Source organism: Sphaerotilus sp. (genome assembly GCF_031429695.1).
GTDB lineage: Bacteria > Pseudomonadota > Gammaproteobacteria > Burkholderiales > Burkholderiaceae_C > Sphaerotilus.
This window is the reverse complement of sequence record NZ_JANPAB010000077.1, coordinates 1-26,744: the sequence shown is the minus strand read 5'-3', so window position 1 is coordinate 26,744 and position 26,744 is coordinate 1. Positions and strand designations below refer to the sequence as shown.

26 protein-coding genes and 1 riboswitch are annotated in these 26,744 nt (G+C 67.9%); of the genes, 13 read left to right on the top strand and 13 right to left on the bottom strand.

The window, feature by feature from the left end:
- Positions 1–128: 128 nt before the first annotated feature.
- The 3 genes from RMP06_RS14800 (at position 129) to RMP06_RS14790 (ending at position 1,487) form a co-directional block, all read left to right on the top strand.
- On the top strand, positions 129–722 hold the full coding sequence (locus RMP06_RS14800; protein WP_310462552.1) for a hypothetical protein: 594 nt from the start codon (positions 129–131) through the stop codon (positions 720–722).
- A 206-nt stretch (positions 723–928) separates the two neighbouring features.
- Positions 929–1,198, top strand: coding sequence for a BrnT family toxin (locus RMP06_RS14795; protein WP_310462551.1), 270 nt, complete (start codon positions 929–931; stop codon positions 1,196–1,198).
- Positions 1,182–1,487: a BrnA antitoxin family protein gene (locus RMP06_RS14790; RefSeq protein ID WP_310462550.1), complete on the top strand. Its 306-nt coding sequence runs from the start codon at positions 1,182–1,184 to the stop codon at positions 1,485–1,487. Before RMP06_RS14795 ends, RMP06_RS14790 begins: the two co-directional genes overlap by 17 nt.
- Positions 1,488–1,497: 10 nt before the next feature.
- Here RMP06_RS14790 and RMP06_RS14785 read toward each other — a convergent pair whose 3' ends face one another.
- The 4 genes from RMP06_RS14785 to RMP06_RS14770 all read right to left on the bottom strand — a co-directional run bounded on the left by RMP06_RS14785 (position 1,498) and on the right by RMP06_RS14770 (position 6,248).
- Entirely contained in the window at positions 1,498–3,213 is a 1,716-nt protein-coding gene (locus RMP06_RS14785) for a SulP family inorganic anion transporter (RefSeq protein ID WP_310462549.1), read from the bottom strand.
- A gap of 29 nt (positions 3,214–3,242) precedes the next feature.
- Positions 3,243–4,559, bottom strand: coding sequence for a Fic family protein (locus tag RMP06_RS14780; RefSeq protein ID WP_310462548.1), 1,317 nt, complete (start codon positions 4,557–4,559; stop codon positions 3,243–3,245).
- A gap of 67 nt (positions 4,560–4,626) precedes the next feature.
- Positions 4,627–5,763 (bottom strand): tRNA 2-thiouridine(34) synthase MnmA, encoded by a 1,137-nt coding sequence (mnmA, locus tag RMP06_RS14775; protein WP_310462547.1) that lies wholly within the window; start codon positions 5,761–5,763, stop codon positions 4,627–4,629.
- Positions 5,760–6,248 (bottom strand): NUDIX hydrolase, encoded by a 489-nt coding sequence (locus tag RMP06_RS14770; protein WP_310462546.1) that lies wholly within the window; start codon positions 6,246–6,248, stop codon positions 5,760–5,762. The genes mnmA and RMP06_RS14770 overlap by 4 nt, the downstream gene beginning before the upstream one ends.
- 115 nt (positions 6,249–6,363) lie before the next feature.
- Between RMP06_RS14770 and RMP06_RS14765 the strand changes: the two genes are divergently transcribed.
- From RMP06_RS14765 to RMP06_RS14745, 5 genes are all read left to right on the top strand, one after another.
- A complete protein-coding gene (locus RMP06_RS14765; protein WP_310462545.1) occupies positions 6,364–7,494 on the top strand; it encodes a Re/Si-specific NAD(P)(+) transhydrogenase subunit alpha in 1,131 nt (376 codons plus the stop codon).
- 14 nt (positions 7,495–7,508) lie between these two features.
- Positions 7,509–7,808, top strand: a complete 300-nt coding sequence (locus RMP06_RS14760; RefSeq protein ID WP_310462544.1) for an NAD(P) transhydrogenase subunit alpha part 2 — start codon at positions 7,509–7,511, stop codon at positions 7,806–7,808.
- Positions 7,805–9,229, top strand: a complete 1,425-nt coding sequence (locus tag RMP06_RS14755; RefSeq protein ID WP_310462543.1) for an NAD(P)(+) transhydrogenase (Re/Si-specific) subunit beta — start codon at positions 7,805–7,807, stop codon at positions 9,227–9,229. Before RMP06_RS14760 ends, RMP06_RS14755 begins: the two co-directional genes overlap by 4 nt.
- 106 nt (positions 9,230–9,335) lie before the next feature.
- The gene (locus RMP06_RS14750; RefSeq protein ID WP_310462542.1) at positions 9,336–11,009 is read left to right on the top strand and encodes a long-chain-fatty-acid--CoA ligase; all 1,674 of its coding nucleotides are present in this window, start codon (positions 9,336–9,338) and stop codon (positions 11,007–11,009) included.
- Positions 11,006–11,734, top strand: a complete 729-nt coding sequence (locus RMP06_RS14745) for a 5'-methylthioadenosine/adenosylhomocysteine nucleosidase (RefSeq protein ID WP_310462541.1) — start codon at positions 11,006–11,008, stop codon at positions 11,732–11,734. The genes RMP06_RS14750 and RMP06_RS14745 overlap by 4 nt, the downstream gene beginning before the upstream one ends.
- On the opposite strand, the gene RMP06_RS14740 is transcribed toward RMP06_RS14745, so the two are convergent.
- On the bottom strand, positions 11,725–13,224 hold the full coding sequence (locus RMP06_RS14740) for a M20/M25/M40 family metallo-hydrolase (protein WP_310462540.1): 1,500 nt from the start codon (positions 13,222–13,224) through the stop codon (positions 11,725–11,727). The genes RMP06_RS14745 and RMP06_RS14740 overlap by 10 nt on opposite strands.
- Before the next feature lie 141 nt (positions 13,225–13,365).
- Between RMP06_RS14740 and RMP06_RS14735 the strand changes: the two genes are divergently transcribed.
- Positions 13,366–14,532 carry a GGDEF domain-containing protein gene (locus RMP06_RS14735; protein WP_310462539.1) on the top strand — a complete coding sequence of 389 codons (1,167 nt, stop codon included), beginning with the start codon at positions 13,366–13,368 and terminating at the stop codon, positions 14,530–14,532.
- A gap of 15 nt (positions 14,533–14,547) precedes the next feature.
- Here RMP06_RS14735 and metW read toward each other — a convergent pair whose 3' ends face one another.
- Entirely contained in the window at positions 14,548–15,132 is a 585-nt protein-coding gene (gene metW, locus RMP06_RS14730; RefSeq protein ID WP_310462538.1) for a methionine biosynthesis protein MetW, read from the bottom strand.
- Positions 15,129–16,256 carry a homoserine O-succinyltransferase MetX gene (metX, locus tag RMP06_RS14725; RefSeq protein ID WP_310462553.1) on the bottom strand — a complete coding sequence of 376 codons (1,128 nt, stop codon included), beginning with the start codon at positions 16,254–16,256 and terminating at the stop codon, positions 15,129–15,131. The genes metW and metX overlap by 4 nt, the downstream gene beginning before the upstream one ends.
- Positions 16,257–16,329: 73 nt before the next feature.
- Positions 16,330–16,402, bottom strand: a riboswitch (SAM riboswitch).
- Positions 16,403–16,603: 201 nt separating this feature from the next.
- On the opposite strand from metX, the gene RMP06_RS14720 reads away from it, so the two are divergent.
- Positions 16,604–17,386, top strand: a complete 783-nt coding sequence (locus RMP06_RS14720) for a sensor histidine kinase (protein ID WP_310462537.1) — start codon at positions 16,604–16,606, stop codon at positions 17,384–17,386.
- A 13-nt stretch (positions 17,387–17,399) separates the two neighbouring features.
- Here the strand turns inward: RMP06_RS14720 and RMP06_RS14715 are convergent, their stop codons facing one another.
- The 3 genes from RMP06_RS14715 to RMP06_RS14705 all read right to left on the bottom strand — a co-directional run bounded on the left by RMP06_RS14715 (position 17,400) and on the right by RMP06_RS14705 (position 20,013).
- The gene (locus RMP06_RS14715) at positions 17,400–18,020 is read right to left on the bottom strand and encodes a glutathione S-transferase N-terminal domain-containing protein (protein WP_310462536.1); all 621 of its coding nucleotides are present in this window, start codon (positions 18,018–18,020) and stop codon (positions 17,400–17,402) included.
- A gap of 86 nt (positions 18,021–18,106) precedes the next feature.
- Positions 18,107–19,690, bottom strand: coding sequence for a diguanylate cyclase domain-containing protein (locus tag RMP06_RS14710; protein ID WP_310462535.1), 1,584 nt, complete (start codon positions 19,688–19,690; stop codon positions 18,107–18,109).
- Positions 19,691–19,845: 155 nt separating this feature from the next.
- Positions 19,846–20,013 carry a hypothetical protein gene (locus tag RMP06_RS14705; protein ID WP_310462534.1) on the bottom strand — a complete coding sequence of 56 codons (168 nt, stop codon included), beginning with the start codon at positions 20,011–20,013 and terminating at the stop codon, positions 19,846–19,848.
- Positions 20,014–20,193: 180 nt separating this feature from the next.
- Between RMP06_RS14705 and RMP06_RS14700 the strand changes: the two genes are divergently transcribed.
- Positions 20,194–21,054, top strand: a complete 861-nt coding sequence (locus RMP06_RS14700) for a hypothetical protein (protein ID WP_310462533.1) — start codon at positions 20,194–20,196, stop codon at positions 21,052–21,054.
- 6 nt (positions 21,055–21,060) lie between these two features.
- On the opposite strand, the gene RMP06_RS14695 is transcribed toward RMP06_RS14700, so the two are convergent.
- The 3 genes from RMP06_RS14695 to RMP06_RS14685 form a co-directional block, all read right to left on the bottom strand.
- A complete protein-coding gene (locus tag RMP06_RS14695) occupies positions 21,061–21,852 on the bottom strand; it encodes a hypothetical protein (protein WP_310462532.1) in 792 nt (263 codons plus the stop codon).
- Positions 21,853–21,919: 67 nt separating this feature from the next.
- Entirely contained in the window at positions 21,920–23,056 is a 1,137-nt protein-coding gene (locus RMP06_RS14690; RefSeq protein ID WP_310462531.1) for an iron-containing alcohol dehydrogenase, read from the bottom strand.
- A gap of 42 nt (positions 23,057–23,098) precedes the next feature.
- The gene (locus RMP06_RS14685; protein WP_310462530.1) at positions 23,099–24,373 is read right to left on the bottom strand and encodes a DUF445 domain-containing protein; all 1,275 of its coding nucleotides are present in this window, start codon (positions 24,371–24,373) and stop codon (positions 23,099–23,101) included.
- A gap of 173 nt (positions 24,374–24,546) precedes the next feature.
- Between RMP06_RS14685 and RMP06_RS14680 the strand changes: the two genes are divergently transcribed.
- Together RMP06_RS14680 and pobA are read left to right on the top strand one after the other, a co-directional pair.
- Positions 24,547–25,338, top strand: a complete 792-nt coding sequence (locus tag RMP06_RS14680) for an IclR family transcriptional regulator domain-containing protein (RefSeq protein WP_310462529.1) — start codon at positions 24,547–24,549, stop codon at positions 25,336–25,338.
- A gap of 23 nt (positions 25,339–25,361) precedes the next feature.
- Positions 25,362–26,576, top strand: a complete 1,215-nt coding sequence (gene pobA, locus RMP06_RS14675; RefSeq protein ID WP_310462528.1) for a 4-hydroxybenzoate 3-monooxygenase — start codon at positions 25,362–25,364, stop codon at positions 26,574–26,576.
- Positions 26,577–26,744 lie beyond the last annotated feature (168 nt).

Sequence of the window (26,744 nt, the reverse complement as noted above, 5' to 3'; positions counted from 1 at the left end):
GCGGCAGGTGGTGGAGTTGCAGGTGCGGGCCGCAGTGCTCAACCGCTTCACCCACTTGGGCACCCCGGTGACGCGGGCTGTGGCGTAACTCCGTCTGGGGTCAGGGGAAACTCAGCCTCGGCTGGGTTATGCAACAAAGCCTAGCAACAGCGCTGTTACCCTTAAATATCGCAAGTCGATTCAATCTATTAGCGGTCTTTTCTGCTTGCTTTGGGGCTCATTTTCTGGGTCAGATGGGCGTGATCAATCACGCACCTTGCTGGTGCTTGGTGGCCCCCACCGAAACAGTTGATCCAGGAGAAATACTTTCAGGATTCCGCGCGTTTTACTCAGCACTATTTGAATATAACGATATGGGAAGTGCAATCAAAGCAATTTCCAATCATCGCCCAAGTCAAGGTTACTGGCTTGCGGAGCCCGCAGAACTATGGTTTGAAAAACTAATGACAGGGTATATGGAAACCCACTGTCGTGAATTAACTGCGCGCGATAGGGCGAAAAACATGTACCGTCAACTCAAAATTGAAGGACATCATACAGGTGTGGGCGCATTGCTGAGACTATTACGAAAACAAAATCGAGAGGACCTCTTAGGTAAATATTTTGAGCGATATTTCTTGACAACACAGATCCCAGAAAATATTCAGCGATTTCAAGACGTTCGACAACGAACAGCCAAGAAACTAGCTTCACTGAGGAGCACAGGAAAATACATCGTATAGCCAATTCGAACGGACAACCATCAACCCGCCAAAAATAACTATCCAATCACCACCCCAGGATCATCCACCTGACATTCCCGAAACACCCACACCGAACACCGTGCACAAACCTCCCGGTCCAGCCATAGATCAATCCAGCTACTTGTCGGAAAGCACATCGCTACACCCTCGCTTGACGCAGCGATTTAATGTAGCTACATTAAATAATGCAAATCGAGTTCGACCCCAACAAGGACGCAGGAAACCAGTCGAAGCACGGCGTTTCCTTGGCCTTGGCCGTCGTACTGGATTGGGAAGCCGCACTGGTGTGGGTGGACGATCGGTTCGAGTATGGCGAGGCGCGGATGATCGCGCTCGCACCGAAGACCGGCATCCTGTACTGCGTGGCGTTTGTGGACCGAGGCGAAGCGCGCAGGATCATCAGTTTGCGCCGCGCCAACCGCCGTGAGGTGAAGCACTATGTCAACAGCCCCTAAGCGCCCTGCCGTGGTCATGCCGACGGTCGAGGAAGACAAGGCCATCACGGCCGCGGCCAGGAGCGATCCCGACGCGCAGCCGCTGACGCCCAGGCAACTCAAGGCCATGGTGCCGATGCCCGCCCTGCGCGGACGACCGAAATCGGACAACAAGAAGCTGCTCGTGTCCGTGCGGTACAGCCCCGAGGTCGTGGCGTACTTCAAATCCACGGGTGAGGGGTGGCAGGCCCGGATGGATGGCGTGCTGCGTCAATACGTCGAAAGCCACACGCAGCCGGCGACCAAATGACACCCGGCGGTCAGATCACCACCCCCGGATCATCCGCCTGACACTCTCTGAACACCCGCACCGAACACCGCGCACAAACCTCCCGGTCCAGCCGCGGATAAATCGCCGCAATCGCCTGCTGCTTGTCGGGAAACACATGGTCCCGCCCCAGCCGGTCGAGAAACCCGGTGCGGGTCCAGATCTGGATCACCTGCGGGCGGGGGCGGTGGAAATACAGGTCGCCGCCCGCGGCGCGGCGCTCGCGCAGTTCGTTGTCCCAGACCTCGACGCCCGCCAGGTCGAGGAAATTCATGCTCTTGGTCATCACCAGCAGGTGTTTTTGGGACGCCGGCTGGCCGGGGTCGTATTCGCGCAGCGCGTGCAGGTGTTCCGCCACATGGGTCGCGGCGCCGAAATACACCTCGCCCTCCATGCGCAGGAGTTTCAGTTGCGGACATTCCGGCAGCGCGCCCGGCGTGTCGCCGCGGACCACGAAACGCCGGTCCGGGCTGGTGCGGTCGAAGCCCATCGTGCGCATTGCCGGGCGTGATGTCTGGTACAGGTAGGCGACCAGCGACAGCCCGGTGCCGATCAGGATCGCCATCTCCAGCCGCAGCAGCAGCGTGGCCGCCAGCGTCGCACCGGCGATCGCCAGATCGGTGCGGTCGAGCCGGGCGAGGCGGCGCCAGCGCGGCAGGTCCAGCAACGTCCACGCCACCAGGATCAGCATGCCGGCAATGGCCGCCTGCGGAATCCGGGCCAGCAGCGGCGACGACACCGCCACCAGCACCAGCAGCCACCCCGCCGACGCGACCCCCGCCAGCGGCGTGCGCGCCCCGGCCTCCAGGTTCGGCAACGAGCGGTTCAGCGAACCGCAACTCAGGTAACACGAGAAGAAACCACCGACCACGTTCGACAGCCCCTGGCCGAGAAACTCGCGGTTGGTGTCGATGCGCTGGCCCGAGCGCGCCGCCATCGCCTTGGCGATCGACACGGACTGGCCGAGCGCGATGATCGACAGCGCCAGCGCCTTGTCGATCAGGTCCGGCACCCGCGCCCAGTCCACGTCCGGCACATGGAACGACGGCCACGGCGACGGCAGCACGCCGATGGTGTGGACCGCCCAGCGCTCCGGCAACAGCACGGCCAGCACCCCCGCGCTCACCAGCCCGATCAGCATGAACGGCCAGTGCGCCGCCTTCCAGCGCACCGCCGCCGCCACGCCCAGCGCCGTCAGCCCGACCAGCACGGCGCCCGTGTCCCGCAGGCCACGCACGGCGTGGATGGCAATCAGACACGCCGCACCGCTGGTGAACCCGAGCAGCGCGGCCGGGGAGATGAAGTTCGCCAGCAGCCCCAGCCGCAGCGCCCCCACGGCGGTCTGGATCACCCCGACCATCACGGTGACCATCAGCGCGAGTTCGATGTAGCCCGGCGTGCCGGCCGCCACCAGCGGCGTGAGCATCGCGGCCAGCGCCAGCGAGTTGGCGTTGGTCGGGCCGGAAACGACATGCCAGCTCGACCCGGCCAGCGCCGCGATGACCGTCGGGACGAGGGCGCTGTACAGCCCGTACTGCGGCGGCAGACCGGCGAGCGAGGCGAACGCGATGCCCTGCGGCAGCACCAGCAGCGCACCGAGCAGGCCGGCTTGCACGTCGGCGCGCAGGGTGGTGGCGTTGACGCTGCGGACCCAGGGGCCGAGGAGGCGGGCGAGGAATGCGAGGAGGGAAAGAGCGGCAGGCGGCATGGGGTGAATCATAGGACAGGGGGTATGCCTCACACAGGCCGCCCCGCCCTCACCCAAGCCTCGGTCGCCCGCGGTGTCAGCCGATACCGGGCGCAGTTATGTGCTGCCAGCTTGCCCAACTCATCCTCCAGCAGCGCCCGAAACCCCGGCGCCGTCGCCTCGCTGAGTTCGGACACCGCCAGCGCCTCGGCCATCGTGCGGCGGTCCCGGACGATGCACTGGATCACGTCGTTGAGCGTCTCGCGGTAGCGCAGACGTGTCGGGTCCGGTGCGCCCATCGACTGCAGGAGCACGGTGTATTTCTTCAGTGACCGCCGGTAGGTCGCGGCAAACAGTTCCACCGCCAGCGACACGTCCAGAAACTCGTATACGCCGATCATGGCCTGCGCGTAGTCCAGCGGCTCGACCTCGTTGAACGACAGCGGCGCGCAGTTGTAGAGCATCAGCGGGACATTCGCGGCGAGCCGGCTGGTGCGCTTGTTGCCGTCCTCGAAGGGCTGCAGGTAGGCGAGGTGAACCCACAGGAAAAACGCCGCCTCGACCGGGTTCTTGATGCGCCGCGCCTTGTCGAGCACCAGGTCGAACATCTCCTCCAGCAACAGCGGCACCTGCGTCGGCACATACACCGTGTCGCGGATCTGAACCACCTTGCGGCGGATGGTGCCCAGGCTGTCAGCGTCGGCCAGCAGATCCTGCAGCAGCAGCGCATGCAGGTTGCGCAGCAGCGCCGAGGTCAGCCCGTATTCCGGCACCGCATCGACCAGGAACTCGATCGCCCGCTTGTGGTTGAGCAGCATCACCGCGTCGGCGTCGCCCGGCGTCGTGCCGCGGCGGAACAGCTCTTCGGTCGCGAGCAGGCTGTAGCGGTTGCCCTCCAGCCGCGATGAGGACCACGACAGGTCGATCAGCAGTGGCTCCAGTACCTGACGGGCGTAGGTGCCGGCGGGCTGCTGGCCGGCCATGCGCGCGACGTGTGCCAACTCCAGCGCCAGCGGCTCGGGCAGCAACCGGGTTTCGTTGGGGACGTAGCGCTCCAGAAACTCGCGCCGATACGTCACCGGCTCGCGCATCGCCAGCGGCAGGTTCAGCCGCTCCCGGAGCGACAGGGCGGCCGGCCCAGCGGTGTCGGTCGGCGGGTTGACCCGGACCAGCGCATACCGGGTCGAGCGCGCCTGACCCGTGCGCGCCACCATACCGGCCTCGACCATCACACCCAGCCGGCGCTTGACCTGGGCCAGACTCGCCCCCGTCAGCGCCGCCAATTGGCTGGAACTCGCTGGGGCGCCCATGCGACGCAGTGCCTGGACGAAGCGGTCAGGATCGAGGTCGGGCACTGCAGAGGACATGCATCGGCTCACTTTCAGGGAATCGGCTCAGTATCAGCTCATTGTGAGCGGATTCACCCGAATCGGCTCAAGCCTCCACCGCCGCGATCACCCCCCCCCCAAGACACACCTCCCCGTCATAGACCACCGCCGACTGCCCCGGCGTCACGGCCCACTGCGCGTCGTGAAAGTGCAGCCCGAACTCGCCCGCCACCGCCCCCGGCCCGGTCAGCAGACACACCGCGTCCGCCTGTCGATACCGCGTCTTGGCGGCCAGCGCCCCGCCTGCCAGCGGCTCACCCGCCACCCAGCTCGCGTCCGCCGCCAGCAGGTGCCGCGACTTGAGCCACGGGTGTTCATGCCCCTGCACGATGTAGAGCGTGTTGCGTTCGATGTCCTTGCGGGCGACGAACCACGGCTCGTGCTCGCCGCCGCCCCGCGCCGCGCCCTTCTCCTTCACGCCACCGATGCCGATGCCCTTGCGCTGCCCCAGCGTGTAGAAGCTCAGGCCCACGTGCTCGCCGAGCAGACGTCCGCGGTCGTCGCGGATCGGCCCCGGCTCCTTGCGCAGGTAGCGGTTCAGGAAGTCGCGGAACGGCCGCTCGCCGATGAAGCAGATCCCGGTCGAATCCTTCTTCTTCGCGTTCGGCAGCTTGATTTCCTCGGCAATGCGGCGCACCTCGGTCTTGTGGATCTCGCCGACCGGGAACATCGTCTTCGAGAGCTGCGCCTGGTTCAGCCGGTGCAGGAAGTAGCTCTGGTCCTTGCTCGGGTCCAGTCCCTTGAGCAGCTCGAAGCGGCCGTTCACCGGGTGCTGCCGCACGCGGGCGTAGTGGCCGGTGGCGATCTTGTCCGCGCCGAGGCGCATCGCGTGGTCCAGGAACGCCTTGAACTTGATCTCGGCGTTGCAGAGCACGTCCGGGTTCGGCGTGCGGCCGGCCGAGTATTCGCGCAGGAACTCGGCGAAGACGCGGTCCTTGTAGTCGGCGGCGAAGTTGACGTGCTCGATCTCGATGCCGAGCACGTCGGCGACCGAGGCGGCGTCCAGAAAGTCCTGCCGGGTCGAGCAGAACTCGCTGTCGTCGTCGTCTTCCCAGTTCTTCATGAAGATGCCGATGACCTCGTGCCCCTGCTCTTTCAGCAGCCACGCGCTGACGGCCGAGTCCACGCCGCCGCTCAGGCCGACGACGATGCGCTGCCTGGCGGGTGTCGCGGAGGCCGTCATGGCTGCGGCCCGATCTGGTCCTCGCACCAGACGGTGTCGAGCGGCTGGCGGCGGCCGGCGAGGTGGTCTTCCATGCAGCGCAGCAGCATCGGCGAGCGGTGGCGCGCGACGCTGGCGCGGATCTCGTCGGGCGTCATCCAGACCGTGCGGACGATGCCGGCGTCGAGCGTGGCGCCAGGAATCGGCTCGCCCACCTGGCCGCGGTAGGCGAAGCGCAGGTAGGTGATGTCCTCGGCCGGATCGTCGTGGCGGTGCATCCGCGCGAGGTAGACGCCCAGCAGCGCGTCGGGCGCGAAATGGCGGCCGGTTTCCTCCAGCGCCTCGCGCACGACACCTTGCAGCATCGACTCGCCCGGCTCCAGGTGGCCGGCGGGGTTGTTCAGGCGCAGCCCTTCAGGCGTCTCTTCCTCGACCAGCAGGAAGCGGCCATCGCGCTCGACGATGGCCGCGACCGTGACACTGGGTTTCCAACGATGTTCACTCATGTCGCGATCGTACCGGCTTGGAGATGTCCGATGACGCAGCAGTGAGGGATGTCACGGGGGTGGGCGAATCACGCAATCTGTATAAGCTCATTCACCCACAACGAGGAGGGGTCTGATGCTGGTAGGAGTGCCCAAAGAAACGGCGGCCGGGGAAACCCGTGTCGCCGTGACGCCCGAAACGGCGAAGAAGCTCAAGGCGCAGGGTCACACCGTGCGCCTCGAATCCGGCGCGGGCCTGCGCGCCAGCGCGACCGACGAAGCCTATGTCACAGCAGGCGCCGAGATCACCGACGCGGCGGGCGCGCTGGGCTGCGATCTGGTGCTGAAGGTACGCTCGCCCTCCACGGACGAACTGACGCACATGAAACCCGGCACTGCGCTGGTCGGCATGCTCGATCCGTTCCACCGCGACGGCCTGCAGCAGCTCGCCGGCGCCGGTCTGACCAGCTTCGCGCTGGAAGCCGCGCCGCGCACCACGCGGGCGCAGAGCATGGACGTGCTGTCGTCCCAGGCCAACATCGCCGGCTACAAGGCGGTGATCATGGCCGCCGACCGTTACCAGAAGTTCTTCCCGATGCTGATGACGGCGGCCGGCACGGTGAAGGCTGCCCGCGTCGTGGTCCTCGGCGTCGGCGTGGCGGGCCTGCAGGCCATCGCGACGGCCAAGCGGCTCGGCGCGGTGATCGAGGCATCGGACGTGCGGCCCTCGGTGAAGGAGCAGATCGAGTCGCTGGGCGGCAAGTTCATCGACGTGCCCTATGAAACCGCCGAGGAGAAGGACGCGGCGGAAGGCGTCGGCGGCTACGCGCGTCCGATGCCCCCGAGCTGGCTGGCCCGGCAGCAGGTCGAGGTCGCCAAGCGCGTGGCGCAGGCCGACATCGTCATCTCCACCGCGCTGATCCCCGGCCGCGCTGCGCCGACGCTGATCACCGCCGAGATGGTGCAGGCGATGAAACCCGGCTCGGTCATCGTGGACATCGCCGCTGGCCGCGGCCCGAACGGCGGCGGCAACTGCCCGCTGACGGTCGCCGGGCAAACGGTGCAGGTCCACGGCGTGTCGATCATCGGCGAGACCAACCTGCCCGCGCTGCTGGCGGCGGATGCGTCGGCGCTGTATGCGCGCAACGTGCTCGACTTCCTCAAGCTCGTGCTGGCCAAGGACGCTAGCGCGCTCAACGTGCCGATGGACGACGACATCGTCGCCGCCTGCCTCATGACCCGCGACGGCCACGTCACAAGAAGCTGAAGGAGCTGAACACCATGGATGCGGTTTCCCCCACGATCATCAACCTGATCATCTTCGTGCTGGCGATCTATGTCGGCTACCACGTCGTCTGGACCGTGACGCCCGCGCTGCACACGCCGCTGATGGCGGTGACCAACGCGATCTCGGCCATCGTCATCGTCGGCGCGATGCTGGCCGCGGCGCTGACTGAAACCGGGCTGGGCAAGACCATGGGCACGCTGGCGGTGGCCCTCGCCGCGGTGAACGTCTTCGGCGGCTTCCTGGTCACGCGCCGGATGCTGGAGATGTTCCGCAAGAAGGAAAAGAAGTCATGAGCCTCAACCTCGTCACCCTGCTCTACCTCGTCGCGAGCATCTGCTTCATCCAGGCGCTCAAGGGCCTGAGCCACCCGACCACGTCCATCCGGGGCAACCTGTTCGGCATGATCGGCATGGCGATCGCCGTGCTGACCACCGCCGCGCTGATCGTCAAGCTGGCGTCTGGCTCGGCGGGCGGCATGGTCTACGTCTTCGCTGCGCTGGTCGTCGGCGGCGGTGCGGGCGCCTACATGGCCAACAAGGTCGAGATGACGAAGATGCCGGAGCTGGTCGCGTTCATGCACAGCATGATCGGCCTGGCAGCGGTGTTCATTGCCATCGCAGCCGTCGCGGAGCCTTACGCTTTCGGCATCACCCCCAAGGGCGAACCGATCCCGGGCGGCAACCGGATCGAACTCGCGCTCGGTGCCTTCATCGGTGCGGTCACCTTCTCAGGCTCGGTCATCGCCTTCGGCAAGCTGAGCGGCAAGTACAAGTTCCGCCTGTTCCAGGGCGCGCCGGTCTCCTTCCCCGGCCAGCACAAGCTGAACGCCGCGCTCGGGCTGGCCTCGCTGTTCTTCATGTTCGGCTTCTGGCACTCGCAGAGCCCGGTGGACTTCGCGCTGATCTGTGCCCTCGGCTTCGTGATGGGCGTGCTGATCATCATCCCGATCGGCGGCGCGGACATGCCGGTGGTCGTGTCGATGCTCAACAGCTACTCGGGCTGGGCGGCGGCGGGCATCGGCTTCTCGCTGAACAACGCGATGCTGATCATCGCCGGTTCGCTGGTGGGTTCGTCGGGCGCGATCCTGAGCTACATCATGTGCAAGGCGATGAACCGGTCGTTCTTCAACGTGATAGGTGGCGGCTTCGGCGGTGAGGCAGCGGCGGCGACGGGCGGCAAGGCGGAAGCTCGGCCGGTCAAGAGCGGCTCGGCCGACGACGCTGCGTTCATCCTCGGCAATGCGGAAACCGTGGTCATCGTGCCTGGCTACGGCCTGGCCGTGGCGCGCGCCCAGCACGCCGTGAAGGAACTCGCCCACAAGCTCACCGCCAAGGGCATCACCGTCAAGTACGCCATCCACCCGGTCGCGGGCCGGATGCCGGGCCACATGAACGTGCTGCTGGCCGAGGCCGAGGTGCCCTACGACCAGGTGTTCGAGATGGAGGACATCAACGGCGAGTTCGGGCAGGTGGACGTGGCGATCATCCTCGGCGCCAACGACGTGGTGAACCCGGCCGCGCTGCAGAAGGGCTCGTCGATCTACGGCATGCCGATCCTGGAGGCGTACAAGGCCAAGACGGTCATCGTCAACAAGCGGTCGATGGCGGCGGGCTACGCCGGCCTCGACAACGAGTTGTTCTACATGGACAAGACGATGATGGTGTTCGGGGACGCCAAGAAGGTTGTCGAGGACATGGTCAAGGCAATCGAGTGACCGTGATCGATGGAGATCACCCACCCTCGGGGGGCGCGGGGTGTATCCCCTGATGACCACTGCGGGGGTGTCGGCCAGAATACTCTCCGGATATTGGAGACCCCGAATGGAGAAAATCTGGCTGAAGCACTACCCCGCAGGCGTCCCGGCGGAGGTTGATGTGGCCGGCTACCCCTCGCTGGTGGCCCTGCTGCAGGAAAGCTTCACGAACTACCGCGAGCGGTCGGCCTACCGCTACATGGGGCAGTCGCTGCGCTACGGGCAAATCGATTCCCTGTCGCAAGCCTTCGCGGCGTGGCTGCAAGGCCAGGGGCTGGAGCGCGGTGACCGGGTAGCGGTCATGCTGCCGAACGTGCCGCAGTACCCGGTGGCGGTGGCGGCGATCCTGCGTGCCGGCTACGTGGTGGTGAACGTCAATCCGCTCTACACCCCGCGCGAACTCGAACACCAGCTCAAGGACTCCGGCGCCAAGGTGCTGGTCATCCTGGAAAACTTCGCCCACACGCTGCAGCAGGTGCGGGCGAACGTGCCGGTGAAGACCGTCGTGCTGGCCTCGATGGGCGAGCTGCTGAACTTCCCGAAAAGCACGATCGTGGACTTCGTGGTGCGCAAGGTGAAGAAGCTGGTGCCGGCCTACGAACTGCCGGGGGCCGTGCGCTTCAAGGACGCGCTGGCCCGCGGCCGTTCGATGACGCTCAAGCCCGCCACCGTCGGCCCGGACGACATCGCCGTGCTGCAGTACACCGGTGGCACCACCGGCGTGAGCAAGGGCGCCGTGCTGCTGCACCGCAACCTGGTCGCCAACGTGCTGCAGTGCGATGCGTGGTACCAGCCCGCGCTCAAGAAACTGCCCGCGGGCGAGCAGCTGGTGCAGGTCTGCGCGCTGCCGCTGTACCACATCTTCGGCTTCAACACGAACATGATGCTGGGCATGCGGGTGGGCGCCTGCAACGTGCTGATCCCCAATCCGCGTGACCTGCCGGGGATGCTCAAGGAGCTGTCGGGGCTGAAGTTCCACACCTTCCCGGCTGTCAACACGCTGTTCAACGCCCTGGCGAACCACCCGGACTTCGGGCTGGTGGACTGGCGCAACCTGCTGATCTCGGTCGGCGGCGGCATGGCAGTGCAGCAGGCCACCGCCAAGCTGTGGCTGGAGAAAACCGGCTGCGGCATCTGTGAAGGCTACGGCCTGTCGGAGACTTCGCCGACCGTGAGCTGCAACCCGACCGACAGCAACGCCTACACCGGCACCATCGGCCTGCCGCTGCCCAACACCGAGATGGCGCTGCTCGACGACGATGGCCACGAGGTGCCCGCGGGCACGCCGGGCGAGATCGCGGTGCGCGGTCCGCAGGTGATGGCCGGCTACTGGCAGCGCCCGGACGAAACCGCCAAGGTGATGACCGCAGACGGTTTCTTCCGCACTGGCGACATCGGCACGGTGGACGAGCGCGGCTACTTCCGCATCGTGGACCGCAAGAAGGACATGATCCTGGTGTCCGGCTTCAACGTCTACCCGAACGAGATCGAGGAGGTGCTGACGCAGATGCCGGGCGTGCTCGAATGCGCCTCGGTCGGCGTGCCGGACGCGAGGACGGGCGAGGCGGTCAAGGTGGTGATCGTGCGCAAGAACCCGGCCCTGACCGAGCTGGACGTGCGCGCCTACTGCGAGCAGAACCTGACCGGCTACAAGCGGCCCAAGGTGATCGAGTTCCGCGACGAACTGCCCAAGACCCCTGTGGGCAAGGTGCTGCGGCGCGAGCTGCGCGGCAAGACGTGACAGCCCCGCGCCCGGTGGCCATCGTCAGCGCGGTGGCCGAGGAGCTGGCGGCGCTGCTGGCCGAGGCGCGTGGTGTCACGGTGCAGGCCCACGCTGGCCGCCGGTTCCATGTCGGCACGCTGCATGGTGCGCCGGTCGTGCTGGTGCTCTGCGGCATCGGCAAGGTCGCTGCAGCGATGACCACGACGCTGCTGGCCGAGCGCTACGCGCCGCACTGCCTGGTCTTCACGGGCGTGGCCGGCGGGCTGGGCGACGGGGTGCGGGTGGGCGACGTGGTGGTGGCCGAGTCGCTGCTGCAGCACGACATGGACGCCTCGCCGCTGTTCCCGCGCTTCGAGGTGCCGCTGACGGGGCGGTCACGCTTCGGTGCCGATCCGGGCCTCACCGCGGCGCTGGCCGAGGCGGCGCAGGCACTCGGCGCCTCGGCCCCTGTGCTGCACCGTGGCCTGGTCATCAGTGGCGACCGCTTCGTCAGCGCGGCGGCGGAGTGTGCCGCGCTGCGTCAGGTGCTGCCGGACGCGCTGGCCGTGGAGATGGAAGGCGCGGCGCTGGCGCAGGTCTGCCACGACCTCGGCCTGCCCTTCGCCGTGTTGCGCACCATTTCCGACCGCGCCGACGACAGCGCGCATGTCGATTTCACGCAGTTCATCCAGGTGGCGGCACAGGCCAGCGCGGCGATCGTCGGGCGCTGGCTGCAGACCACCGCCGCAACCGATCAGGGGTGATCGGCAATGACCTGCGCCACCGCGGCGGTGAGCCGGCGGGCGTAGGGCACGTCGAGGAACTCGTTCGGCCCGTGGGCGTTGCTCTTCGGGCCGAGCACGCCGCAGACCATCATCTGGGCCTGCGGGAAACCCTGTTGCAGCAGGTTCATCAGCGGGATCGTGCCGCCCTGGCCGATGTAGCCGACCGGGGCGCCGAACTGGCTCCGTGACGCCGCGTTCAGCGAGGTTTCCAGCCATGGCGCCAGCGACGGTGCATCCCAGCCGCTCGCGCCCCAGGCACCGGCGCGGCCGTCGGGGTGGAACGTGACACGGGCGTTGTACGGCGCGTCGAGTTCCAGCAAGCGTTGCAGATCCTCGGCCGCCTGGTTCGCATCGACGGTTGGCGGCAGGCGCAGGCTGAGCTTGAACGCAGTGTGGGGCCGCAGCACGTTGCCCGCGCTGCCCAGCGGCTGCATCCCGTCCACCCCCGTCACCGACAGCATCGGGCGCCACGTGCGGTTGAGCAGCACCTCGGTCGGGTCGGCGCTCATCGGCAGCACGGGCGTGCCATCCGCACCGCAGGCCCAGGGCTGGCGCTTCCACACCTCGTCGCCCAGCACGGCGGCGGTGGCCTGCGCCTGCGCAAGACGGTTGGCGGGCACCTCGACATGGAACTGCCGCGGCAGCAGCCGGCCGGTGGCGCTGTCCTCCAGCCGGTCGAGCACATGCCGCAGGATGCGGAAACTCGATGGCACCACGCCGCTGGCATCGCCGGAATGCACGCCCTCGTCGAGCACCTCCACCTTGAGCGCGCCGCTGACCAGCCCGCGCAGCGAAGTCGTCAGCCAGAGCTGCTCGTAGTTGCCGGCCCCCGAGTCCAGACACACCACGAGGCTGACTGCACCGAGCCGCTCACGCAGCGCGTCCAGGTAGGCCGGCAGGTCACCCGAGCCGCTTTCCTCGTCGGTCTCGATCAGGCCGACGATGCGCGGGTGCGGGATGTTCTGGGCTTTCAGCGCCTCGATGGCAGCGATGGCGGCATAGACCGCGTAGCCGTCGTCCGCGCCACCGCGGCCATAGAGCCGGCCGTCGATCAGCTTCGGCGTCCACGGCCCGAGGTCGCCGCGCCAGCCGGTGAACTCGGGCTGCTTGTCGAGGTGGCCGTACATCAGCACGGTCGGCGTCTGCGCCACGCCGACCGCGGTCTCCGATCGGGTGGCGGCCACCTCGAACAGCAGCACCGGCGTGCGCAGCCGGCCGGCCTCGTCGGTGAGCCGCACGATCTCCAGTGTCAGCCCCGGCACGCGCCGCCCGGTGACCCAGTCGGCGGCACGGCGCACCACGGTGTCGAGGTGGCCATGCGCGGCCCAGTCGGGATCGAACATCGGACTCTTGGCCGGGATCGCGATGTAGTCGTGCAGCTCGCGCACGATCTCGCGGTTCCAGGTGTCATCGACATGGCGGCCGAGGGCGGCTGCGTCCGGGCGGAGGAGGCGGTCAGGTGCGTTCATGGCGTTCAGTTTAGGACGGACGCGGCGGTTTCCGGCACCGATCCGGCGGCGCCCGATCAGGGGCTATGCACTGGTACTGTGCAGTGTGAAACAATAAGTAAACACGCGGTCACGGCGTGACACACGGTCCTCCATGAAACCATGAAGATCAAGACACGGATCAATCTGGTGCTCAGCGGCGCGGCACTGGTGGCGATGGCGGCCATTGGTGCGGTGTCGTACTTCGGGTTGAAGGGAGAGGCCATCGCCACCGCCCGGCGCGAAGCCGAATTGCACCTGCAAGCGGTGGACGCCACCCGGGCCTACGCCGCAGAGGCGCTGCTGCCCGGTGCCTGGGAGGGCGACACGGTCCAGCAGCGCCTGAGCGACGCCCGCCTGCTGGCCCAGGTGAACCGCCACTACGCCGGTCACGACTACAGCGAAGTGCGCTTGACCGGCGATGCGCGCCCCGAGCCAGCACTGCTGCCCCTCATCGAGCGGCTGCGCACCCACCCGGACGAGACGCTGCTGCAGGTGGACGAAGACACCGCCGCCGCCCGGCTGACCTTCGTGCGGGCGCTGCGCGACATGGCGCCCAGTGCCGCCGCCGCCCCGGCGCTGGCCGGATTGCAGCGGGTGTCGATGCCGCTGGAGTTGCCGATGCAGCGGGCGGTGGACGCCTTCTGGCGGCAGATGGGCGGCATGGCGCTGCTGGTGGTGGTGCTGTTCATGGCGCTGAACCTGATGCTGCGCCGGCTGGTGGTGAACCCGGTGGACGTGCACCAGCGCGCCCTGCGCCGGCTCGCCACGCAGGACAGCCTGACCGGCGCCACCAACCGCCGCGGCTTCATGGACCGGCTGCTGCGCGCGCAGTCCGAAGCGGAGACACAGGCCGAGCCGCTCTCGCTGGTGATGGTCGATCTGGACCACTTCAAGCGCATCAACGACGAACACGGCCACGGGGTGGGCGACGCGGTGCTGCGCGAGGTGGCCCACCGGATGCGTCGGCAGATCCGGCGCGCCGATCTGCTGGGGCGGCTCGGCGGCGAGGAGTTCGCGATCCTGCTGCCTGACACGGACCTGGTCGGTGCCCGCACGCAGGCCGAGCACCTGATGGCCGCCCTGCGCAGCCAGCCCTTCCCGGCAGCGGGCACGGTGACGGCCAGCCTGGGCGTGGCGCAGTGGAACGGGCGCGAAGCCGCGTCGTCGTGGCTACACCGGGCGGACCTCGCGCTCTACGAGGCCAAGCACCTCGGGCGCAACCGGCTGGTCGTGGCCGAAGACCTGGACACCGACTTGCTCACGACCCGGCCCGATCGACTGGATTGACCGGGGTAGGCTGGCTCAACGCCGCTCGAACTTGAACACCGCCGTGCTGGCACGCAGGTTCGGCAGATGGCGCACCACCTCGCCCTCGTGCAGCCCGAAGGCGTCGAGGATGCGCAGGCCGTTCTTCTCGGCGAGGATGCGGAAATCGGCGAAGGTGCCGACGCGGATGTTGGGCGTGTCGTACCACTGGTAAGGCAGCACCTTGGTCACCGGCATCCGCCCGCGCAGCACCTGCAGCCGGTTCGGCCAGTGCGCGAAGTTGGGGAAGCTGACGATGCCGATGCGGCAGACGCGGGCAGTTTCCTGCAGCATGGCTTCGGTGTTGCGCAGGTTCTGCAGCGTGTCGAGCTGCAGCACCACGTCGAAGCTGTTGTCCTCGAACAGGCTCAAGCCCTCTTCGAGGTTGCGCTGCAGCACATTGACCCCGCGCTGCACGCCCGCCAGCACCTTGGTGTCGTCCAGCTCGACCCCATAGCCGCGGCAGCTCCGCCGGTCACGCAGCAGCGCCAGCAGCGCGCCGTCGCCGCAGCCGAGGTCCAGCACGCGGCTGCCCTCCGGCACGAGAGCGGCGATGATTTCCATGGCTTGGCGGTTGCTCATGCGTGCAGCTCCGCAGCGATGTTGTCGAAATAGCTGCGCACCACGCCGTGGTAGCGCGCATCGTCGAGCAGGAAAGCGTCATGACCGTGCGGGGCGTCGATCTCGGCGTAGCTCACGTCACGCCGGTTGTCGAGCAGCGCCTTGACGATCTCCCGTGAGCGCAGCGGGCTGAAGCGCCAGTCGGTCGTGAAGCTCACCACCAGGAATTTCGCCTGCGCCCGTGCCAGTGCCCCCGACAGGTTGCCGCCGAAGTCGCGTGCCGGGTCGAAGTAGTCGAGTGCGCGGGTGATGAGCAGGTAGGTGTTGGCGTCGAAGTACTCGCTGAACTTGTCGCCCTGGTAGCGCAGGTAGCTCTCGATCTGGAACTCGATGTCCTGGGTCGAATACGACAGCTCGGCCGAGCGCAGCGTGCGGCCGAACTTGGCTTCCATCGAGTCGTCGGAGAGGTAGGTGATGTGGCCGATCATGCGCGCCACCGTCAGCCCGCGTTTCGGGACCACGCCGCGTGCGTAGAAATGGCCGCCGTGGAACTCCGGGTCGGTGACGATGGCACGGCGGGCGACCTCGTTGAAGGCGATGTTCTGCGCCGAGAGGTTGGGCGCCGAGGCGATCACCAGCGCGTGGCGGACCCGCTCGGGGTACTGCAGCGTCCAGCCCAGCGCCTGCATGCCGCCCAGGCTGCCACCCACCACGGCGGCAAGCTGCGTGATGCCCAGCCGATCCAGCACCCGCGCCTGCGCATCGACCCAGTCCTCTACCGTCACGACAGGGAAGTCGCTGCCGTAAGGGCGGCCGGTGTCGGGATTGACGTGCATCGGGCCAGTCGAGCCGAAACAGGAACCGGGGTTGTTGACGCAGACGACGAAGAAGCGGTCGGTGTCCAGCGGCTTGCCGGGGCCGATGAGGTTGTCCCACCAACCAACGTTCTTCGGCTGGTCGGCGTAGACCCCGGCGACATGGTGGCTGGCGTTGAGCGCGTGGCAGACGAGCACGGCGTTGCTGCACGCCGCATCCAGCACACCGTAGGTCTCGAACACCAGCGTGTAGTCCCGCAGCGCAGCGCCACTGCGCAGCGGCAGTGGCTCGGCAAAGTGCATCTGCTTCGCGGTGACTGGACCCGGCATCGACATGGAGAGGCTCCCGAAAACGGTTTCCGACAACAAAAAACCCGGTCGCCGCCATCGAGGCAGTCACCGGGTCGTCGGGTGCCCCTCTTTAGCGGCATTTGTAGAGCGCCCGCAATCCGGACCAAATCGGCGCTGTGAGGGGCGAGTGTAGCGCGGCGTGCGCGCCGCAAACCTGCCGCACGCCTCTGCGCGCTCGGGTCTGGCAGTCTCCCCGAGACCAGTGGTGGTGCGGGACCGCCATCCCTCGTCTTCGGGATGGGAAAGGCATGGCTTGGTTGCTCACAATTGTTACGCCGTGGTTCGATCCGTCACCACCCCCGAAACCTCTGCCGCTGACCCATCCCGTGACCCCCCTGCGTCTGTCCGATCTGCCCAATGATCCCTGGCTGCTGGCCCTGTGCACCGTGGCGGTACTGGCCGTGGCGGGGCTGGTGTGGGTGCGCTGGACACCGGGCGGGCTGCGCCGGCCGTTCGAGTCGAGCAGCGGCTGGCCCGGCGGCAGCAGTACCAGCAGCCAGGCCCCGATTGGCGAGGTGCAGGACCGGCTCGGCATGCAGTTGCTCACCGCGCGCACCCTGGCGCAGACCGGCGGCAACGTGCCGGCAGGCGCACGGCTGCAGCAGCTCGACCACCAGCTCGCCCAGGCCCTGCTGTCACTGCGCCTGATGCGCGACGCGACGCGCACCGAGCCGGCCTCACTCGCTGATGGCCTCACCGGGCTGCAGGCGCATTTCCAGCCACTGCTGGCCGAGCGGGGCATCCGGCTGGAGTGGGAACTGACACCGCAGGCCGAGCAGGTGGCCCTGTCGGCACGCGAGCGGCTGCACCTGCTGCGGGTGGTACAGGAAGCCTTGGACAACGCCGTGGCGCATGCCCGGAACGCCACACTGGTGACGCTGTCGTGCAGCCGGCTGGATCAGCGCGGGCAACGCCCGAGCCTGCGGCTGGTGGTCCGGGACGACGGGCACAGTGGGGGTGGCAAGACCAACGACCGCTCGCCCGATTTCGTCTGCACCGGCACTGGACTGGCCCGGCTGGAACACCAGGCGGCCGAAATTGGTGCGCGGCTGGCGATGGGCCCAGGACCGAGCGGCTGGGTGGTCGACGTGACGCTGCCGCTGGAGTGACGCGGCGCCCGCGTCAGGGTGTCGGCGGCTGGGTGTTGGCGAAGCTCGGACGCAGCGAGAGCTTCTGCATCAGGCGCGCCAGATTGGGATGTTCCTCGCGCCAGGCGATCTGCGGGAAGCGGAAGTCCAGATAGCCGAGCGCGCAGCCCACGGAGATGTCGGCCAGCGAAGGGTGCAGACCAGCGAACCAGGCCCGGTCCTCCAGTCCGCGGCCCAGCGCCAGCACACTGGCGTGGACCTTGCCCATCTGGCGGTCGATCCAGGCCGCACTGCGCTCATGTTCGGCGCGGCCGGGCCAGGTGGTTTCCAGACGCGCCAGCACAGCCGCGTCGAGCAAGCCATCAGCCAGCGCCTCCCAGGTGCGCACTTCAGCGCGCTCGCGACCCTTCTCCGGGATGAGCCGGCCGACCGGGGACAGCGTGTCCACGTATTCGACGATCACCCGCGAATCGAACAGGGTGTCGCCGCCTTCCAGCATCAGACAGGGAACCTGGCCTAGCGGATTGGCCTCGTTCAGACTCGACGGATCGGACCAGGGGTCTTCCAGCACGAGCTTGTAATCGAGTTTCTTCTCCGCCAGCACGATGCGCACCTTGCGAACGTAGGGGCTGGTGAGCGAGCCGATGAGTTTCATGAGCAGGCGTGGATTTTGTATTTTTGCAGGGGACGTCCCTGGGCCATTCTAGCCGGCCACTCCCGCCGAAGCGCAAACGCCGCGCGTCAGGCCGCGATCTGCCTGTGCTGCAGGCGACCTGCGCGCATCTCCTCGTCGCAGCGACGCATGAGCGTCTCGATCGTGTCACCGGGATGCGCCTGGGCATGGCTGATGCCGACCTGCACCGCCAGCCCCTCCGTCAGCGCCGACCAGTCGTGCGCCAGCACCGCCTCGGCGATGCGCTGGCAGACCCGGGCCGTGTCGTCCGCCGACGAGCGGTGCAGCAGCACGGCAAATTCGTCGTGGGTCCAGCGGGCCGGCAGGTCACCTGCCCGCAGCGTCTCGCGCAGCAGCCGCGCAACGGCGCACAGCACACGGTCGCGGATCAGCGGTGCGTGGCGCTCGGCGAGTTCGTGGATACCGGTGACGCCGATCTGGAGCACCGAGCAGCGGGCCCGCGACAGGTCCATGGTGCGCAGCAGTTCCTGCGCTCGCTGCAAGAAGTAGCCGCGGGCGTGCAGGCCGGTCAGGCTGTCGTCTGGCGGCAGGCTGAGCCGCGTGCGCTGCTGCAGATCCCGCTCGCGGGCCTGGGCCAGGAACTGCGCCAGCCGCGCATGGCTGGGCAAGGCGCGTTCATGGCCGCCGTGGTTGCGCTGTGCGCTCTCCCGCGCCACGTCCAGCGCCAGCGCGTGTTTGCCCTGGGTCAACAGCAGACTGGTCAGCATCCGGGCCCCCTGCTCAGCCAGCGCTTCGTGCGACAGGCGGTGGGCTTCGTCGAAAACACGTCGGGCCGAAGCCTCGGCCGCCGGCCATGCGCGCTGCTTCAGGGCGATTTCGGCCGCGGCCCAGACCGCAAGCAGATCAAGCCACGGCCGTTCGTCCTGCGTGAGCGGCCGAATGGAGGCGAGTTGCACCCGGGCCCGCTCGGCCTCGCCGCCCCAGCAGGTGAGCAGGACCTGCACCCAACCAAGCTGGAATCGGCCCGCGCGCGGCACCAGCGCATGCAGTCCGCCTGGCGTTGCCTCGCAACGCAACAGCACCTCGGTCACCGTGGCTCGCACAGCCAGGAAGGACAGGCTGTGCGCACCACGCTCACCGTGCCGGATGCAATGCCAGGCCTGGGTGCAGGCCCGCTCGATGAGCACCTGCACCTCCCGCTCGACCCCCGACAGGGCGTGCGCCTGGGCCAGTGCCCTATCGAAACAATCGAGTGCCGACCCGATCTGACCGGCCCAGCCGAAGGCCAGCGCCAGCGCCTCGGCGGCCAGGATGCGGTCGTCGGCATTCTCGGCATCGTCGGCCAGGTGCCGGGCCAGCAGTCCGGCCTCGATCGCCTCGTTCGGGCGATTCAACGCCGTGGCAGCCGCACAGGCCAGCACCCGCGCCTGCACAAGATCGCGGTCGGAATCGCCGGCGTGCAGCAGCGCCATCGCCCGGCGCGCCGCTTCCAGCATGTCGAGAAAAGCCGACTGGAACTGGTCGCAACGCGCCCGGTGCAGCCAGCCACGCGCCTGCGCCCGAACATCGTCACAGGCACCGGCCCGCTCGATCAGCTGCAGGGCCTGCAACCGGCAGTCGCCGACGGCGCCGGAGCGCCACAGGGCGCGGCAGATCGCGTCGAGTTCGTCCAGGCGAAGCAGGTCAGTCATGTATCCCCATCGTCCTTCTTGTTGGTGCCGTGAACGTTGTGGCGGCTCAGACGGGCCCGATCGAGTCGAGTGACTGCCAGCCACCTGAAAAAGACAGAAAGTATGGAACGTCCAGCCTGAACGACTTGCGCAAGAATTGACAATTACCATAAATTTCACATCCCCTGCACCCGAACGAGGGCTTCAGCCGGAAATGGAATTCCTTGCCAAGCGGGATGAACCCGGCCGCACGAGAGCGGCATCGTGGCCAGGCCCGGCCGCATGGCGGCAAGCAGCTCCAGCGCAAGCTCCTCGCCGGCCTCGGCCGAAGAGCCCGGTGTCATGTGTTACTGAATATTTCTTCCGACTTCAGGGCCCCAGACGCCCCACCACGGACTCGAAATGGGTGGGGTTCCTTTCATTCACATGAACAACGGGCTAGGTACATGGGAATATGCACCACGTTCTGTGCGAATCTGTGAACCTTGACACGTCTTGAAGACGGTATTGACTGGATGAACCCCATGATGCCTGTCCGGGCTGCTCCCGCTTCGGTGCGCACGCGCCCTCCTGCCGAGGTGCCTGGTCGCTCCGCGATCCACTTCGATGAGGTGCTGCTCGCCACCGAGCGACTGGCACGTTGGCGCATCGGCGCCACAGTGACGTACCGCCCGCTGAGCGATGAATCCCCGCGCCGTGTCGCGCAGCGCCTGCTGGCCAGTCTCGCGCCGCTGGCCGGGCTGCGTGTGAATGCGCAATTGCTGGTGCATGTGGCGGCACTCGGCTACGACCGAACCCTGCTGGCCGAGGTGCTGCAAGCGGCCAGGGCCGCTTCGGTGGCGGTGACGCTGGACCTGACGGTGCCCGAGCGTGCCGATGCCCTGATGGCCTGCGCCGCCGAGCTGCAGGCGAACCATGGCGACCTGGGCCTGACGCTGTCCTGTGACCGCGACCGCAGCCTGGGCGATGCGGACACCGCATGCACCATGGGCTTGCGTCTGCGCCTGGTGCATGAGCGGCGCGGCGAAACCGGCGCCAGCCGCAAGGCTTCGGCAGACTCTTTTGCGCGCATGGTCGACCGCGTGGCAGGTCACGCACGCCATGCGACCCTCGTCTGCCACGACCCGCAGATCGTCGCCGACAGTCTGGAGCGGCTGCGCGCCGCAGGCACACCAGTGGCGCTGGAATTGCTGCCCGAGTTGCCGCACCAGGGTGTGCTCTGGGTGGCGCGGACGCACCATCTGCCGATCCGCAGCTGCGTCAGCTATGGCCGTCCACAGGCCGCCTCGCACTTTGGCCCGACCGCGCACACGCCGCGCGTGCTGTGGTGGTCCACGCTGAGCAACAGCCTGGGCACGCTGCTGCCGATGGCCGGTCACGCCTGAAATCCGTCATTCGGAGCCACCACTACCGGGCAGGGGCGGCATGGAACTGTCCTCGGGCTCTTCACCCAGCCGGCGCTGCTCGCTTTCGGGTGCGCGCACGGGGGTCGCCCGCGCCAGCGCCATCCAGATGGCAAACGGCAGACCGTCCGCGTGTGGCAGTGCCCGGGCCGGCGCCGGCCGCAAGGTCTCCAGTTGCCCCCCGCGCATCTCCATCACGCCACACTCGGGCGGCACTTCGTCGGCGCGGCCAATGCCTTCGGCCAGCACGTAGACCACCGCACCCGCCATGTCGAGGTAGGCCGCGCGCTTGGTCGGCTGACGCAGATCGGCCAGCAGGTCGGCGCGACGCACCTTGATCTCGTGGACCACCGGCTGCAGATAGGCAGCCACCGAAGTGTGGCGCACCGAGTAGACGTCCGGCATGGCCATCTGCCAGCCCTCGCCCTCTTCGGTGGCGACCCGCGCGCGCAGCGACAGGCCACGCCAGGCGATGCGCCCTTCGCGGATCATCGCCTGCGCCACCTGCTCGACCAGCGCCTCGTGGTCGCTGCGCACGGCGCGGTTGAGGGCGGCGGACTCGGCCAGCGTCTGGATGCCGGCGTCGGTGACCCGCAGCGTGCAGCGGCCAGCGGCGTCGTGGATCCGCTCCAGCAGGCCCATCGCCAGCAGTTCCGCTTCCACAATGTCCTGCGCTGGCCAGCCGGCGGAGCGCCAGACTTCGCGCAGGCGGCGGCGATGCAGGCTGGTGAGACGGGCAACGGTCATGGGCATGGCGGCGGCTGGGATGGCATCGATCATGCCGCAGGCTTCACACGTCTGCACCGTCCGTGCGGATGGTGCAGACACCCGTGTGCCATGCCACGGTTCACATGGACCGGTTGAGCATCGCCCGGTAATCGGCTGCGTCGGCCAGCCGCGGATTGGTCTTGTGGCAGTGGTCGGCCATCGCGCCGGCGATGACCCGGTCGAACAGCGTCTCGTCCACCCCCATCGCGGCCAGCCCGGACGGCAGCCCGAGCCGTGCATTCATCGCGTGGATCGCCGGCCCGATCTCGTCCGCCGCGGCCAGCCCCATCGCCTGCGCCATGCGGTCCAGCCGGCGCTCGCGCCGCACGGACTCGGCGTCGGCGTTGAAGGCGACCACGGCGGGCAGGAAGACAGCGTTGAGCGTGCCGTGGTGCAGCCGCGGGTTGACGCCGCCCAGGCTGTGGCTGAGCGAATGCACACAGCCGAGGCCCTTCTGGAACGCCATCGCGCCCTGCATCGAGGCGCTCATCATGTTCAGCCGCGCCTCGCGGTCTTGGCCGTTGCGGGTCGCGCGTTCGATGTGGGCCCAGCCGCGGGCGAGGCCGTCGAGCGCGATGCCGTCCGCGGGCGGGTTGAACGGCGCGGCCATGAAGGTTTCCATGCAGTGCGCGATCGCGTCCATGCCGGTGGCGGCGGTGAGCAGCGGTGGCAGGCCGAGCGTGAGGTCCGGGTCGCAGATGGCGGCCCTGGGCATCAGGTGCCAGGAGTGGAAACCGAGCTTGCGGCCGTCGTCCACGATCAGGATGGCGCCGCGGGCGACCTCGCTGCCCGTGCCCGCGGTGGTCGGCACGGCGACCAGCGGGGCGACGGCGGCGGTGATCTTCGCCGAGCCACCCTCGATCGTCGCGTACGTGGTCAGCGGGCCGGGGTGGGTCGCGGCGATCGCCACGCCCTTGGCGAGGTCGATGCTGGAGCCGCCGCCCACCGCCACCAGCCCGTCGCAGCCCTCCCGCCGGTAGACCTCGACCGCGGCGCGCACGGCAGCCTCGGTCGGATTGGACGGGGTCTGGTCAAACACGGCCACGGGCAGATCCCGCAGCGCATCGAGCGCCGGCTGCAGCACGCCCGCGGCGCGCACGCCGGCGTCGGTGACGACCAGCGGCCGGGTGATGCCGACGCGGGTACATTCATCGGCGAGCAGGCGCACGGCACCGGGCTCGATCTGGATCTGGGTGAGGTAGAGGATGAGCGACATGCCCGCATCCTAGGCAGCCGACCCGCTGGCCGCAGCACAGGATTACCCGAGCGCGCGTTCCAGCAGGTGCAGCGCCAGCCCGATCACGCCGCCCACCACCGTGCCGTTGAGCCGGATGAACTGCAGGTCGCGCCCGACGCCCAGCTCCAGCTCCTGCACCAGCACGGCGTCCGGCCAGTCGCGCACCGTGCGGGCGATGTGCTCGCCCGCGCCTTCGCGCAGCGCGGGGGCGAGGTGCTCGACCGCCGATTCCAGATGCTCCTGCAGCGCCGCGCGCAAGGCGCCGTCCGAGACCAGCGTCTCGCCCAGCCGCTGCGCCACCACGCCCATCTGCGTGCTCAGGCGCGAGCCGGGCGTGGCCAGATCGTCCAGGAGCCAGCGGCGCAGTTCGTCCCACAGACCATGCACCTGCGCCTGCAGTTCGGGCGCGTGCAGCCAGCGGTTCTTGGCCTCGTTGATGCGGGCGGCGAAGCCCGGATCGGTGCGCAACCGCTCGATCCACTCGGCCACGACGGCATCGAAAGCCAGGCGGCGCGGGTGCTGCGGGTCGTCATGCACCTCGCGCAACCAGCCCGCCAGCCCACGCGCCGTGGCGGCCCCCAGCTTGAGCCCGAAGTCCTCCGGCTTGCCCATCATCGCCAGCCCGCGCAGCAGCATCGGGTACTCGCGCCCGGCGATCTCCAGCAGCATCGACGCCAGCGTGTGCTGCACCGGCTCGGTCTCGACATGGTCGGCGGCCTCCTGCAGCGCCTGGCCGAACAGCGTCTGGTGGCGACCCTGCGCTGTCAGGGTCTCCAGCAGATCCCCGGCCGAGCGCGACAGGTCCAGCCCTTCGAGCCTGGCCGTCACGGCGCGCTGCATGGTTTCGCGCACACGGGCATCGTCCAGACAGGCCACCACCTCGGACAGCACGCCCTGCAGGTGTCCACCGAGGCGCTGCGCGTGGGCCGGCTGGCTCAGCCACGCGCCAAGGCGGCGGATCGGATCGAAGCTGCGGAGCCGCGCGATCAGCATCGGCGTGTCGAGGAAGCGGTCGCGGATGAAGCCGCCCAGCTGGTCGGCGAGCTGCGCCTTCTTGCGCGGCACGATGGCGGTGTGCGGAAACGGCAGCCCCAATGGGCGGCGGAACAGCGCGACGACGGCAAACCAGTCCGCCAGCGCGCCCACCAGCGCCGCACCCGCAAAGGCGGCGACCCAGTCCCAGACACCGACGCGGTGCTGCGTCAGCGCCACGGTCAGCAGCGCGGCACAGGCCAGCAGCAGCGCGAGGGCGATCATCTTCATCTGGCGCAGGCGGGCCGCGCGGTCGACAGGCAAGGCGTTCAGCATCGGAGCAAGCAGACAGCAGTGGCAACCGCGCGATTGTGCGCGAACGGGATGCCGGGTCAGCAATGTGCGCATACCGCACGATCTGCGATTCAATGGGCGCATACCGCACAGACAGGTGCGCGACGACCGACCCCCACTACCCTTGATCCAGAGCAGACTCCATGCACATCCACCCTACGGACACCGCCCCCTCATCCGCCATCGCGGACCGTGATCTGCTGGGCGCGCTGGAAAAAGGCCTGCTGGTCATCGGGGCCTTCGACCAGGACCGCGCCCGGCTGACGATCAGCGAGGTCGCCGTGCGCACCGGGCTGACGCGGGCCGCCGTGCGGCGCTGCCTGCTGACGCTGGTGCACCTCGGGTATGCGCAACAAGACGAGCGGCATTTTTCGCTCAGCCCCAAGGTGATGCGGCTCGGCCAGTCCTACATGCACTCGGCCAAGCTGCCGCGGGCGATCCAGCCGCAGCTGCAGAAGATCGCGATGGCGATGCAGGAGGCCAGCTCGGCGGGTGTGCTGGACGGGGATGACGTGATCGCCGTTGCCGCGGTGACCGCCGGACGGGTCGTTTCCTCGACGCTGCAACCCGGCACGCGCGTGCCGGCCTATTGCACCGCCAACGGCCGTGTGCTGACCGCATGGCTGCCGACCGCCGAACTCGACGCCTGGATCGCCCGCCAGGACATGCCTGCCCGCACGGTCCACACGCTGACCGACCGCCAGCGCCTGCGCGAGGAACTGGCCCGTGTGCGCGCCCAGGGCTATGCGCTGGTCGACCAGGAGCTGGAGCCGGGACTGCGCACGGTGGCGGTGCCGTTGCGCAACCGGCGCGGCGACACCGTGGCGGCCATGAATGTCAGCGTGCACGCCGCGCGCGTGCGCATCGAAGACCTGCTCGACCGCTGCCTGCCGATGCTGCTGCAGGCACAGGAACAACTCAAACCGCTCTTGTAGCGACACCCCCGGAGACTTTTCCCATGTCCACGTCTACCCCCCTTCCACGCCGTACCCAGGTCGCCATCATCGGCGCAGGCCCGTCCGGGCTGCTGCTCGGCCAGTTGCTGCACCGCGCTGGCATCGACAACGTGGTCCTCGAAGCGCGCAGCGCCGACTACGTGCTGGGTCGGATCCGGGCGGGTGTGCTGGAGCAGGTGACGACCGATTTGCTCGACGAAGCCGGCGTAGGTGCGCGCATGCACCGCGAAGGCCTGGTGCACGGTGGCATCGAATTGGCCTTCGCCGGCGAGCGCCACCGCATCGACTTGCAGACACTGACAGGTGGAAAGACCGTCATGGTCTACGGGCAAACTGAAGTCACCCGCGATCTCATGGACGCGCGCGCGGACTCTGGCGCGCCCATCGTCTACGAGGCGGCAGATGTGCAACTGCACGACATCGACAGCGCCTCGCCACATGTGAGCTACACGCACGAAGGCGTGCGCCATGCCCTTGCGTGCGACTTCATCGCCGGCTGCGATGGCTTCCACGGTGTGAGCCGAGCCAGCATTCCGAAGGAGCGGATCCAGCACTTCGAGCGGGTCTACCCGTTCGGCTGGCTCGGCATCCTGGCAGACGTTCCGCCGGTAGCGGACGAGCTGATCTACTCCAACCACGCACGCGGCTTCGCGCTGTGCAGCATGCGCAGCAAGACACGTGTGCGCCACTACGTGCAGTGTTCGCTGCAGGACAAGGTGGAAGACTGGAGCGATGCACGTTTCTGGGACGAGCTGAAGAGCCGCCTGGACCCGGAAGCCGCCGCACAGATGGTCACCGGCCCGTCGATCGAGAAGAGCATCGCGCCGCTGCGCAGCTTCGTCGCCGAGCCGATGCGCTTCGGACAGCTGTTCCTCGCGGGGGACGCCGCCCACATCGTGCCGCCAACCGGCGCCAAGGGCTTGAACCTGGCCGCCGCGGACGTTCGCTACCTGAGCCGCGCGTTCATGGAGTTTTACGCAGGCAAACGCCGAGCCGGCATCGACGATTACTCCCGAAAGGCTCTTCGACGCGTCTGGAAGGCCGAGCGTTTCAGCTGGTACCTGACCAGCCTGCTGCACAAGTTTCCAGCCGGAAGTGGAGACACGGGTGAATTCGGCCACCGGATGCAGACCGCGGAACTGGACTACCTTGTGCACTCGACAGCAGCGATGACATCGCTGGCCGAGAACTATGTAGGCCTGCCGTTCGAGGAATGAACGGAATATCCCGGGCAACCGGGATATTCAAAACCGATTCCCCAAAGCAAAAACCCCTCTGACCGATGAGGATCAGAGGGGTTTTCTAATAGAAGCCTGACGATGACCTACTTTCACACGCGCGGTGCGCACTATCATCGGCGCTGAGTCGTTTCACGGTCCTGTTCG

Bases quoted from the DNA above. Each gene is read 5' to 3' on its own strand.
- RMP06_RS14800 (WP_310462552.1), top strand. From the start codon at position 129: ATGCAACAAAGCCTAGCAACAGCGCTGTTACCCTTAAATATCGCAAGT.
- RMP06_RS14795 (WP_310462551.1), top strand. From the start codon at position 929: ATGCAAATCGAGTTCGACCCCAACAAGGACGCAGGAAACCAGTCGAAG.
- RMP06_RS14790 (WP_310462550.1), top strand. From the start codon at position 1,182: ATGTCAACAGCCCCTAAGCGCCCTGCCGTGGTCATGCCGACGGTCGAG.
- RMP06_RS14785 (WP_310462549.1), bottom strand. From the start codon at position 3,213: ATGCCGCCTGCCGCTCTTTCCCTCCTCGCATTCCTCGCCCGCCTCCTC.
- RMP06_RS14780 (WP_310462548.1), bottom strand. From the start codon at position 4,559: ATGTCCTCTGCAGTGCCCGACCTCGATCCTGACCGCTTCGTCCAGGCA.
- mnmA (WP_310462547.1), bottom strand. From the start codon at position 5,763: ATGACGGCCTCCGCGACACCCGCCAGGCAGCGCATCGTCGTCGGCCTG.
- RMP06_RS14770 (WP_310462546.1), bottom strand. From the start codon at position 6,248: ATGAGTGAACATCGTTGGAAACCCAGTGTCACGGTCGCGGCCATCGTC.
- RMP06_RS14765 (WP_310462545.1), top strand. From the start codon at position 6,364: ATGCTGGTAGGAGTGCCCAAAGAAACGGCGGCCGGGGAAACCCGTGTC.
- RMP06_RS14760 (WP_310462544.1), top strand. From the start codon at position 7,509: ATGGATGCGGTTTCCCCCACGATCATCAACCTGATCATCTTCGTGCTG.
- RMP06_RS14755 (WP_310462543.1), top strand. From the start codon at position 7,805: ATGAGCCTCAACCTCGTCACCCTGCTCTACCTCGTCGCGAGCATCTGC.
- RMP06_RS14750 (WP_310462542.1), top strand. From the start codon at position 9,336: ATGGAGAAAATCTGGCTGAAGCACTACCCCGCAGGCGTCCCGGCGGAG.
- RMP06_RS14740 (WP_310462540.1), bottom strand. From the start codon at position 13,224: ATGAACGCACCTGACCGCCTCCTCCGCCCGGACGCAGCCGCCCTCGGC.
- RMP06_RS14735 (WP_310462539.1), top strand. From the start codon at position 13,366: ATGAAGATCAAGACACGGATCAATCTGGTGCTCAGCGGCGCGGCACTG.
- metW (WP_310462538.1), bottom strand. From the start codon at position 15,132: ATGAGCAACCGCCAAGCCATGGAAATCATCGCCGCTCTCGTGCCGGAG.
- metX (WP_310462553.1), bottom strand. From the start codon at position 16,256: ATGCCGGGTCCAGTCACCGCGAAGCAGATGCACTTTGCCGAGCCACTG.
- RMP06_RS14715 (WP_310462536.1), bottom strand. From the start codon at position 18,020: ATGAAACTCATCGGCTCGCTCACCAGCCCCTACGTTCGCAAGGTGCGC.
- RMP06_RS14710 (WP_310462535.1), bottom strand. From the start codon at position 19,690: ATGACTGACCTGCTTCGCCTGGACGAACTCGACGCGATCTGCCGCGCC.
- RMP06_RS14705 (WP_310462534.1), bottom strand. From the start codon at position 20,013: ATGACACCGGGCTCTTCGGCCGAGGCCGGCGAGGAGCTTGCGCTGGAG.
- RMP06_RS14700 (WP_310462533.1), top strand. From the start codon at position 20,194: ATGATGCCTGTCCGGGCTGCTCCCGCTTCGGTGCGCACGCGCCCTCCT.
- RMP06_RS14695 (WP_310462532.1), bottom strand. From the start codon at position 21,852: ATGATCGATGCCATCCCAGCCGCCGCCATGCCCATGACCGTTGCCCGT.
- RMP06_RS14690 (WP_310462531.1), bottom strand. From the start codon at position 23,056: ATGTCGCTCATCCTCTACCTCACCCAGATCCAGATCGAGCCCGGTGCC.
- RMP06_RS14680 (WP_310462529.1), top strand. From the start codon at position 24,547: ATGCACATCCACCCTACGGACACCGCCCCCTCATCCGCCATCGCGGAC.
- pobA (WP_310462528.1), top strand. From the start codon at position 25,362: ATGTCCACGTCTACCCCCCTTCCACGCCGTACCCAGGTCGCCATCATC.